The 10600-nt window shown below is 73.0% G+C and carries 7 protein-coding genes; 1 reads left to right on the forward strand and 6 read right to left on the reverse strand.

Annotated elements, in window-relative coordinates; genetic code table 11:
• A partial coding sequence (locus tag ABZ260_RS37210) for an MFS transporter (RefSeq protein WP_355626917.1) occupies nt 1–1166 on the reverse strand: 1166 nt, incomplete at its 3' end.
• An 88-nt stretch (nt 1167–1254) separates the two neighbouring features.
• Here ABZ260_RS37210 and ABZ260_RS37215 point away from each other — a divergent pair.
• Entirely contained in the window at nt 1255–1863 is a 609-nt protein-coding gene (locus tag ABZ260_RS37215) for a TetR/AcrR family transcriptional regulator (protein WP_355626919.1), read from the forward strand.
• A 113-nt stretch (nt 1864–1976) separates the two neighbouring features.
• Here the strand turns inward: ABZ260_RS37215 and ABZ260_RS37220 are convergent, their stop codons facing one another.
• The 5 genes from ABZ260_RS37220 to ABZ260_RS37240 all read right to left on the reverse strand — a co-directional run bounded on the left by ABZ260_RS37220 (nt 1977) and on the right by ABZ260_RS37240 (nt 10582).
• Nucleotides 1977–3821 carry a N,N-dimethylformamidase beta subunit family domain-containing protein gene (locus tag ABZ260_RS37220; RefSeq protein ID WP_355626921.1) on the reverse strand — a complete coding sequence of 615 codons (1845 nt, stop codon included), beginning with the start codon at nt 3819–3821 and terminating at the stop codon, nt 1977–1979.
• Between the two features lie 124 nt (nt 3822–3945).
• On the reverse strand, nt 3946–5343 hold the full coding sequence (locus ABZ260_RS37225; protein WP_355626923.1) for a hypothetical protein: 1398 nt from the start codon (nt 5341–5343) through the stop codon (nt 3946–3948).
• A 28-nt stretch (nt 5344–5371) separates the two neighbouring features.
• Nucleotides 5372–5668, reverse strand: coding sequence for an acyl carrier protein (locus ABZ260_RS37230; RefSeq protein ID WP_350913115.1), 297 nt, complete (start codon nt 5666–5668; stop codon nt 5372–5374).
• Between the two features lie 2 nt (nt 5669–5670).
• Nucleotides 5671–5844, reverse strand: a complete 174-nt coding sequence (locus ABZ260_RS37235; RefSeq protein WP_350913117.1) for an MbtH family protein — start codon at nt 5842–5844, stop codon at nt 5671–5673.
• Between the two features lies 1 nt (nt 5845).
• Nucleotides 5846–10582, reverse strand: a complete 4737-nt coding sequence (locus ABZ260_RS37240) for an amino acid adenylation domain-containing protein (RefSeq protein ID WP_355626925.1) — start codon at nt 10580–10582, stop codon at nt 5846–5848.
• Nucleotides 10583–10600 lie beyond the last annotated feature (18 nt).

A 10600-nucleotide genomic window follows, 5' to 3' on the forward strand; every position in this document is an offset into this window, starting at 1 on the left:
GGCTCCCGCCGCGCACAACCTGCTTGCAGCCGCGGTCGAAGGCGCCCAGGTGGATTTCGACAACGCCCTGACCATCGAATCGCGGTATTGCGCGGCACGGTCATGCCGATCGCGGCGATGAGCAGCCCGGCCACGGCGAGCCGGCGCGCTCCCGCCCGGGCGATGGCCCGGCCGGTGAGGTTGGCGCCGAGCATCGTCGCCACCGCGACCGGGAGGAAGAGCAGACCGGTCTGCAGAGCGCCGAAGCCCTGCGCGTGCTGGAAGTAGAAGGTGCCGAGGAAGAACACCGCGATCATCAGCGCCGTTGCCATCATGATGAGGAACGTGCCGGTGGCCACCGGGCGCCGGGCCAGCAGCGTGAGATTCATCAGGGGTGACCTGGCGGTCTTCTGCCTGGCCACGAACACCAGGTAGCCCATCACGGCCGCCGGCAGGAGCCACCCGGTCGTGGCGGTGAGCCACCCGTGCTCTCCGGCGCGGGTGATCGCATAGATCAAGGCACCGGACGAGGCGGTGACCAGCAGTGCACCGGGCACGTCCAGCCGGGGCCGAGGCTCGGCCACGCTCTGGTGCGGCAGCATCCGGGCGAGAGCGGTGAGGATCAACAGCCCGATGGGCACGTTGACGTAGAAGACCCATGGCCAGCCCGGGCCGGCGGTGAGCAGCCCTCCCAGCAGCACGCCGAGGGCCGCGCCCCCACCGCCGAGCGCGGACCAGACACCGAGCGCCTTGTTCCGCTCGTCACCGTCGAACAGGGTCACCACCAGCGACAGGGCCGACGGGGACAGCAGCGCCGCGCCGAGTCCCTGCGCGATGCGGCCGCCCAGCAGCATGCCGGCGGAGTCGGCGAACCCGGTGACCAATGACGCCGCCGTGAAGATCAGCAGGCCGGCGAGTACCACTCGCCTGGCCCCGATCAGGTCGGCGAGTCGCCCGCCCAGCAGCATCAGGCCGCCGAACGTCAACGTGTACGCGCTGACCGTCCACGTCAGCGCCTCGCGACTCAGGCCCAGGTCGGTCTCGATGTGCGGGAGCGCGATGGCCACGACGGTGACGTCGAGGATCAACATCAGCTGGGCCACACCGAGGAAGGCCAGGATGCGCCATCGCGACGGATGGGCCGGCCTGTCCTGTGGAGATGGTTCGTGGATCTCATGCTGCGTCATCGAGGATCTCCGGCTAACTCGTATGCCAATGTACGACTTCGAGCCGTGAGAGTAACACGTATATCTCCGTACGAGTTAGAGTGGTGGCATGCCTACCGTCTCTGCCGGTCCGCGCCGGCGCGCGGACGCCGAACGCAGCATCGCCCGCATCGTCTCCGCAGCACGCAGGAGCCTGAGCAGCGATCCGGACGCGAGCGTCGACGACATCGCCAAGGCCGCGGGAGTGGGCCGGATGACGCTGTACGGCCACTTCCGCACCCGGGCGGAACTCGTCGAGGCCGCCCTGGTCGACGCCCTGCGCGCCGGCGAGGAGGCGTTGTCGTCCGTCGATCTCACCGGGGACGCACGAGAGGCCCTGGACCGATTGCTCGGCTCCAGTTGGTCCCTGGTGGCCGAGTCCATGGCGTTGCTGACCGCCGCTCAGAAAGCTCTTCCCGCCGGGCGCGTTCGTGAGTTACACGCCGCCCCCGCGCAGCGTGTCGAAGAACTCATTCGCCGTGGCCAGGACGACGGCGTGTTCCGCACCGATCTGCCGATCTCCTGGCTGGTCAATGTCCTGCACTACATCCTGAAAGGCGCCGCGGAGGAGAGTCGCACCGGGCGCCTGGAGAGGGGGGATGCCGCCCGCCTCGTCATAGCGACGGCGCAGTCGATCCTGGTCGCCTCCCCACCGGACTTTCACACATCACCGAAGTAGCGCCATCGCGTAGACCCCGCTCTCACCCAGGTGTCCTGTCGTCGCCACGTCCTTCGCCTCGCGACGTACCACCCGGCCGTTCCTCGCCGCGGCGGGATCCGCGGGACCAGTACCTAGGGTGTGGGGGTCCGCCAGCGCAGCGGGCCGTCGGGAGTGGTGCCGATCAGGCGGCCGGCGTGGGCGGTGAGGGTGGTGCTCCCGGCGGCGGAACACAGGTCGGCCCACTCGCCGGGTCCCGGCAGCGGCAGCCGGGTGCGGACGCGATCGGCGCTGTCGACGGCGTAGAGGCGGCCGTTCATGGCGGTCATGGCCACCGCGCCCGTCGGCCCGCCCGCGAGTCCGCCCGTGCTCTCGTCGGCCGGGATCCACTCCGCGGTGTCCGGGGGCAGGTACCAAAGCCCGCCGGCGGCGGTGACGGCCCACAGGCCGCCGTCGACCAGGGCCAGCCCCACCCCGCCCGGCGGGGCGTCGCCGAGCGTGCCCCAGGGGGCCCGCGTGCCCGGGTCGCGGTAGACGAGACGGCCGTCGCCGGTCAGCCCATACAGGCCGACGGGCCTGGTGCCGGACGCCTCGCGCGGGGTGGCCATGGCCACGACGCCGCCGCCCGAGTCGATGCGGCGCCAGCGCAGGTTCTGGCCGCAGACGTCCCTGCGGTACAGCGCGTCGTCGGTGCCCACCCCGTACAGCCGCGAGTCGCACGCGGTCAGCGCGCGGATCGAGCCGCCGGGGCCGATCACCTCCCAGCCGGAGACGCGGCGGGAGAGCCGGTCGAGCACGTTGCGGGTGATCCGCTCCACCGCCGGGTCGTGCAGGGTGTTTCCCCAGTTCACGGTGGAGGCGGTGAACACGGTCCCGGTGCCGAGGCCGAAGACGCCCATGGTGGCCATGCCGCCCTGGCCGTACCGGTGCCAGTGCCGCAGGTCGGCGGTGGCCAGGATGACGAAGGACGGCGGGGTGCCGTCGCGCCCGGTGGCCACCGGCACGCCGTCCACCTCGGTGAAGTCGCAGGCATCGGTCTCGTAGCCGATGGCGCCCCTGCCGAACGTGTCGCCCTCGCCCAGCTTGGTGCCCTCGAACACCCAGTGTTCGGGGAAGCGGACCGTGTAGGACTCCTCGTGCATGAGCCGCATGTACGGACCCCAGGTCCCCGCGCCGTGCCGGAAGCTGACCCCGGTCAGGCTGTTCTCCGGACGGTTCACCGGCGCGCTGGACCACTCGACGGTGGTGAGGGCGGGATTCACCGTGGCCATCGGATCGGCGACCGCGTCGCGGTAGCAGACCATGGTGCGCCCGTCGTCCTCCAGCCGGAACTGCCACCAGCAGGTGTTGCCGGAGAAGACGGCCAGGTTTCCACCCCGGCCGACGAACTCCTCGACGCTGTCGCGCATCCCCGCCGACCAGTACTCGTCGTGCCCGCTGACCATCAGCAGCCGGTATCCGGCCAGCAGTTCGCGCCCGGAGTGCAGGTCCAGGGCGGAGCAGTAGTCGACGTCGTATCCGGCGGGCCCCAGCCAGCGGATCATGCCCTCCTCCCAGCGCTCGGGCGGCGGCCCGCCGCCCGGCCGGTCGAAGGAGACGCGCGAGGCCCGGGTGGCCTGCTCGGTCCAGTAGATGGACTCGCCGGGAATGCCCGCCCGGTTGTACGCCTGCCAGGTCGGGAACGGGATCGACAGCAGGATCGGCGAGCCGGCCCTGGCGGCCCGTACGACGAAGTAGACCTCGCAGACCCCCTCGTCGGCGGTGAAGATCGCGCGGTAGAGCGAGCTGGGCCAGCCGGCGGAGACGTCGAGCGTCCAGGACGGGCCGGTGAACTCCCCTTCGAGCACCGCCAGGTCCGTGGCCACGTCCTCGATCAGCACCGAGCCGCGCAGCGGGGCCCGGGAGGCGCGGGCGAGGTGGAAGCGGAGTGAGCCGCCCTGGACGCAGGACGTCGACTCGGCGTAGGCGTGGACCGTCATCGGGCTCCGGTTCCGGGCAGGAGGCCGGGCGGCGGGCGCCGGCCGGGGTGGGCGTGGACCGTCATCGGGCACCTCCGGCGGGGAGCACCCGGGTTCCGGTCCGGGGAAGGAAGTGGCGGAGGAGTCAACCGACGGGCTCCAGCACCTCGCGGAACGCGGCCTCGACCAGCAGGGACTCCAGATCGAGGAGATAGCGTTCCATCGCGGGGCGGGACAGGTGGCGGGTGTCGGCGGTGAGCGAGACGCCCAGCCCGCCGGGCTCGCCGGTCACGTGCAGGCAGAACCGGCAGTTGAGCCTCTCCTGGCTGAGCGGCCAGGAGAAGGTCGTCTCCGCCAGCGCGTCCTGCACGGTCCGCTCGTCGGGGGAGGCGTCCACCTGGTCGGCGAAGCGCATGTCGTTGAAACAGCAGTACGGGTGGATCGGCGTGCCCCGCTCCCGGCTGATCCGCTCGGTGATCCCGTCCCGCTCGGCGGGGTCGTGGTAGGCGGATCGGTAGGCGCGCAGCGCGGCGGGCTTGGCCGCGCGCAGCAGTTCGGTGAAGTCGCCCCGGCGCAGGTCCAGCACGAACAGGCCCTCCTGGGAGAGCGTGGTGACGGCGCCGGCCGTGTCGCCGCGGAAGCGGTTGCCCACGATCGGCAGCATCGCGCACACGTCGTGGCCGTTCACCTTCCCGGCCAGTACCGACGCGGCGGTCAGCAGGACCGTCGAGGTGCTCGTGCCACGCACGGCGGCGATCCGCCGCACCGCCAGGTCCATCGCCCGCGAGACGAGTCGCGCCCGCCAGATCGGCGGATCCGCGGGTACGTCCTCGCGCCGGTCGAACATGGTCGGCGGGATGCGCCGGTACTCGCTCTCCCAGTGCTCGGCGGCGATCCTCGCGACCTTCAGACCCCGCTCGGAGCCCTGCCAGCGGGCCAGATCCAGTGGTGAGGGCGGGGGCGGGCCCGGCAGGGAGCCGCGCAGCAGGAGCAGCCGCAGGTCCGTGACCGCCACCTCGGCCCCGAGGCCGTCGGCGGCCAGATGGCAGAAGACGAGCACGATGTGAGTGACCTCGCCGCGCTCGACGACGAGCCCGATCCGCAGCGGCCACTCGTTCCCGTAGTCGAAGGCGGCCTGTGCCAGCGCGTCCCGCAGCCGCTCGGGGTCGCCCTCGGAGACGGTGACCGGGACGGCCCCGGTGGTCTCCAGCACCTGCCACGGCTCCGTGCCGCCGCCGCTGTCTCCGTACTCGTGAGCCTTCGCGGGGTCCTGAAGGTACGGTCGCGCGCCGCCGTCCGCGGTTCCGTACGGGGGCTCGCCCAGCCTGGTGCGCAGTGACTCGTGCCGTTCCACCAGCGCGCGCAGCACCTCGGCGGCCCGCGCCACGGTGAGCGGTCTGGCCCGCCGGGGCACGGCGAGCACCCGGCCGAAGTTGAAGTAGTGGTCGTCCGGCGCCGTCCTTTGGATCGTGTCCCAGATGGCGCGCTGCCCCCAGGTCAGCGGTGCCGTCCCCGATCGGCTCCCCGAGAACCGGATGTCCATGTGCTCCCCCTGTTGTAGGAGTCGGAGGTCAGGAGCGCGAGCGCCGTGCCTCGTCGATGTGGCGCTCCAGTGCGTCCAGGTCGTCCAGCAGGTCGAGCCCGTCGCCCGACAGGTCGATCTCCACCCCGAACTCGGTCTCCACCGCGTCGATCAGCCGCATCTGCGCCAGGGAGGTGACCCCCAGCGCGGACAGCGGGACCGTGGCGGTCAACGCCTCCCCGGCCGTGACCGCGCCGTCGGAGGCCGAGGCCACCATCGCCGCCAGCCGTTCCCTGACCATGACGATCTCCTCTCGTACGCTCCCCGGCACCACTCGGTCGGACATCTTCAGGACCTCCTCGCGCTGAGCGGGCGCAGGTCGGTCCAGACGCGGTCGATGTGGGCGAGGCAGTCCTCCCTGGTACCGCGGGCGCCCTCGTGCCGCCAGCCGTCCGGCAGGTCCCGGCCGTCCGGCCAGATCGAGTACTGCTCCTCGTGGTTGACCACGACGTGGTAGTCCAATTCAGCTCCCGGTCTCCATGAGGCGCGCGGCCTCCTCGTCGGACAGTTCGGCCAGTTCGGCGACGAGCAGTTCCTCCACCGCCGCCGCGAGGTCGGCCACGGTGCTCCGCGCGAACAGGGTGCGGATCGGCACGTCCACCTCGATGGCGGCGCGGAGCCTGGCGACGGCGCGGGTGGCCAGCAGCGAGTGACCGCCCAGCGCGAAGAAGTCGTCGAAGGCACCGACCTCCTCGATCCCCAGCACCTCGCCGAAGATCTCGGCCACCAGCTCCTCGGCGTCGCCACGCGGGGCGGTTCTCGTCCGGGGGCCGGCCTCGGGCGCGGGCAGCGCGGCCCGGTCGAGCTTGCCGTTCCCGGTCAGCGGCAGGGTCGTGAGGTTCACCCAGAGCGTGGGGACCATGTGGGCGGGCAGCGCCCCGGCCAGGTATCCGGCCAGTTCCTCGCCGGTGGCCGTGCCGACGACGTAGCCGACCAGGGTCTCCCGGCGCACCGCCACCGCGGCCTGGCCGACACCGGGGTGGGTCAGCAGCCATGCCTCGATCTCGCCGGGCTCGATCCGGAAGCCGCGGACCTTGACCTGGTCGTCGAGGCGGCCGAGGAACTCCAGCCGCCCGTCGGACCGCCAGCGCGCCAGGTCGCCGGTCCGGTAGATCCGTTCTCCACGCAGGACGGGGAAGCGCTCGGCGGTGAGGACCGGCCTGGCGAGGTAGCCGGTGGCCACCCCGGCCCCGCCGACGCAGAGTTCGCCGGGGGCTCCCGGCGGGACCTCCTGGCCGGTGCCGTCCAGCAGCAGGACCGAGGTGTCGGCGATCGGGACGCCGATGGGCGGCCGTCCCGGGGAGCCGTCCAGCTCGGCGGCGGTGGCGATGATCGTCGCCTCGGTCGGGCCGTAGGTGTTGACCAGCCGCACCCGGTCGCCGAAACGCTCGCGCCAGCGGGTCACGGCCGCCTCGTGCACCTGCTCGCCGCCGAGGATCACCAGACGCAGGGTCGGCGGCCAGGGGATCTCGTCGATGTCGTCGACCAGCGCGTGCCAGTAGGCCGTGGGCAGGTCGAGCACGGTGACCTGGTCGAGGTGGTCGGGCAGGGTGACGCCGCCCTCGGGCAGCAGCTCCAGCCGGGCCCCGGCGGCCAGTGCCGGGTAGATCTCCTCGGCGTGGGTGTCGAAGCTCAGCGAGGCGAACTGGACCATCCGGTCGCCCGACCCCAGCCCGTACGCCTCGCGCATCCACGCGACGCGGGCGGCCAGGTTGCGGTGCGAGACCACGACGCCCTTCGGTGTTCCGGTGGACCCGGAGGTGTAGATCACGTAGGCGGCCCCGCCGCCCGGCGCCGCCGGATCGGCGATCCGGCCGGTCTCCGGAGCGGGAGGCCGGTCGTCCACGTGGACGGCCGGGGTGGTGGAGGGCAGCCGGTCGCGCAGGGCCGCCGAGGTGAGGACGAGGCGGGTGGCGCTGTCGTCCAGCATGAAGGCGAGCCGCTCGGCGGGGTGGTCCGGGTCGAGCGGCAGGTAGGCCGCCCCAGCCCGCCAGACCGCGAGCAGGGCCGCGACGGCGTCGGGTGACCTGTCCAGGCAGACGCCGACCACGTCGCCCCCGGTGACGCCGTGCCCCCGCAGGAGCGCGGCCAGCTCGTCGGCGCGGGCGTCCAGCCCGGCGTAGCCGAGCGTGGCGTCCCCGCATCCGATCGCGACCGCGCCCGGCGTGTCGCGTACGGCCGCCGCGAACAGATCGGGCACCAGGGCGGCGGCGGGCCGTACCGGGCCACGGGAGAGGCGCAGGAGCAGGGCGTCGTCGTCCCCGGTGCGCAGCGGCAGCTCCGAGACGCGGTCGCCGGACGCGCCGGGCAGCGCGGTGAGCAGCAGGCGGAACCGCGCGGCCATGGCCTCGACGGTGGCCCGGTCGAAGAGCTCGGCGTCGTAGACGAAGCTGAGCATGAGCTCGTGCTCGTCCTGCCACGCCTCCAGCATCAGCTCCAGCTTGGCCTGCCGCATGCCGTGCTCGAACGCCGTGGCGGTCAGCCCGGCGAAGGCGTCTCGGGCCTGCCCGGAGTCCTGCGTGTGCAGGATGAGCATGGTCTGGAACAGCGGTGTGCGGGTGAGGTCGCGCTCGACCCCCAGGGCCCGCACCAGCTCCTCGAACGGCACGCCGCGGTGGGAGAAGGCGTCCAGGACGCCGGTCCTGGTCTCGCGGAGCAGGTCCGAGAAGGTGGGGTCGGCCGACAGGTCGCCGCGCATGACCAGGGTGTCGCTGAGATAGCCGATGACCGGTTCGAGCTCGACCCGGTCCCGGCCGGCGGTGGCCGTACCGACGAGGATGTCGCTCCGGCCGCTGTGCCGGGACAGGAGAACCTGGTAGGCGGCGAGCAGGACCATGAACATGGTGGCGCCGTGCTCCCTGCCCAGCCGGGCCAGGGCGGCGGCCTCGGTCTCCGCCAGCCGGACGGTGGTCACCTCGCCGCGCCTGGCGGCCCCGGCGGTACGCGGCCGGTCGACCGGCAGGTCCAGCGGGGTGGGGCCGGCGAGCCTGTCCCGCCAGTAGCCGAGCAGGCCGCCGAGGTCGCGCTCACGCTGCCAGCGGGCGACGTCGCCGAACTGGAGCGGGACCGGGGGCAGGGCGGTGTCGCCGGAGTACAGGCGTGACACCTCGTCGAAGACGAGGTTGAGCGACCAGCCGTCGCCGAGGATGTGGTGGAGCACGACGCACAGGACGTGGTCGTCCTCGGCGATCCGGATCAGCGCGACGCGCAGGGGCGGTTCGGCACCCAGCTCGAAGGGCGCGTTGGTCAGAGCCGAGACCAGCTCCAGTGCCTCGGCCTCGGCTGCGGCGCTCATCTCGTCGATGGCCACGGGACCCGGTGGATCGATGACCACGACCGGCGCGCCGTCCACCTCGGGGAAGCGGGTGCGCAGGCTCTCGTGGCGGGCGGCCGTGCCCGCCAGGGCGCGGGCCAGGGCGTCCCGGTCCAGTGGCCCGCGCAGCCGCCTGACCAGGCACATGTTGTACGACGCGTCGTCGCGGTCGAGCCGGTTGAGGAACCAGAGCCGCTCCTGGCCGAAGGAGAGCGGTGGGGCGGTTCCCCCGGGCCTCGGGCGCGGCCCGTCGCTCTCACGGACCGGGACGCCGAAGCCGGACCCCGCTCCCGCGATCGGGACGCCGGGGTCGGGCAGCAGTTCCGCCAGCCCGGCGACCGTCGGCCGGGTGAACACCTCGCGGACGGGAACCTCCGTTCCGGACAGCGCCGCCAGCCGCGAGGTGACCATGGTGGCCAGCAGCGAGTGCCCGCCCAGGGTGAAGAAGTCGTCGTGCGCCCCGACCACCGCCGTCCCGAGCACCTCGGCGAAAACCTGGGCGACCATCCGCTCGGCGGGGGTGCGGGGGGTGGTCGCGTCCCGCGCGGGCGTCCCGCCCACCTCGGGAAGCGCGTTGCGGTCGACCTTCCCGTTGGGGGTCAGCGGCAACGCCGCCACCTCGACGAACACGCTGGGCACCATGTAGCCGGGCAGCTCGCGCGCGGCGTGCTCCCCGAGACCGTCGAGCGTTCCGCGGCCGTCCGGTCCTGGCCGCGCGGGCGGTGGCGCGGTGGGTACCGCGAAGGCCACCAGCCGGTCCCCGCGCACCGCGACGACCGCCTGCCGCACTCCGGGGTGGGTGTCGAGCACCGCCTCGATCTCGCCGAGCTCGATGCGGTGACCGCGTAGCTTGACCTGGTTGTCGGTACGGCCGAGGAACTCCAGGGTGCCGTCGTTGCGGAGGCGGACGCGATCTCCCGTCCGGTAGTGCCGCGAGCCGCCGGGGCCGGGGACGAAGCGCTCCGCGGTCAGGGCCGGGCGGCCCAGATAGCCGGTGGCCACCCCCGCGCCGCCGATGAGCAGTTCTCCGGCCACCCCGATCGGGCACGGTCCGCCGGCGGGGTCGGTGACGTGGACGACGGTGTTGGCGATCGGGCGGCCGATGACGATCTCGCCGGGATTCTCCGGGACGTCCCAGGCCGTGGACCAGATGGTGGTCTCGGTCGGGCCGTAGACGTTGACGAGCCGGTCGAGGTGCGGGCGGAGCTCGCGGGCGAGCCGGGGCGCGAGCGGCTCACCGCCGGTCAGGCCCACCACGCGCGGCAGGTCCCCGGTGAGCAGGACCCGCCAGCCCGAGGGGGTGGCCTGTACGTGGGTCACGCCCTCGTCCCTGATCAGGCGCGCGAGCCGCGCGCCGTCCCGGGCCGTCTCCGCGTCGGCGACGACCACCCGGCCACCGGTCACCAGCGGCAGGTAGAGCTCCAGGGCGGAGATGTCGAACGACAGCGAGGTCAGCGCCAGCCACACGTCCCGGGGTGCGGAGCGCAGCAGCGCGCGCATCGCCAGCAGGAAGTTGGTCAGCGCCCGGTGGGGCACCACCACCCCCTTCGGCCGCCCGGTGGACCCGGAGGTGTAGAGCACGTACGCGGTGTCGCCGGGGCGTGGCCGCGTGGTCACGGCGGGGGCCGCGGTCGCCGGGGGAAGGTCGTCGAGGCCGGTCAGGACCAGCGCCGCCGCGGAGTCCTCGATCACGTACGCGACACGGGCCTCGGGGTAGTCGGGGTCGACGGGAAGGTAGGCCGCGCCGCTCATCGCCACGCCCAGCAGGGCGACGAGCATGTCGGCGCCGCGTTCCATCCGGACCGCGACTAACAAGCCCTGGGCGATCGCCGCCCGAACGACATCGGCCCGGGCGCGGGCCTGAACGACCTGCAGGTCGTGCTCCATCTGGATTCCGCGCTGGAT

Source organism: Streptosporangium sp. NPDC006013, from assembly GCF_040614275.1.
In the GTDB taxonomy this organism is placed as follows: Bacteria; Actinomycetota; Actinomycetes; order Streptosporangiales; family Streptosporangiaceae; genus Streptosporangium.

What these genes read in the sequence shown, in the direction of transcription:
- ABZ260_RS37215 (WP_355626919.1), top strand. Translation starts at nt 1,255, where the DNA reads ATGCCTACCGTCTCTGCCGGTCCGCGCCGGCGCGCGGACGCCGAACGC.
- ABZ260_RS37230 (WP_350913115.1), bottom strand. Translation starts at nt 5,668, where the DNA reads ATGTCCGACCGAGTGGTGCCGGGGAGCGTACGAGAGGAGATCGTCATG.
- ABZ260_RS37240 (WP_355626925.1), bottom strand. Translation starts at nt 10,582, where the DNA reads ATGGAGCACGACCTGCAGGTCGTTCAGGCCCGCGCCCGGGCCGATGTC.
- ABZ260_RS37225 (WP_355626923.1), bottom strand. Translation starts at nt 5,343, where the DNA reads ATGGACATCCGGTTCTCGGGGAGCCGATCGGGGACGGCACCGCTGACC.
- ABZ260_RS37220 (WP_355626921.1), bottom strand. Translation starts at nt 3,821, where the DNA reads ATGACGGTCCACGCCTACGCCGAGTCGACGTCCTGCGTCCAGGGCGGC.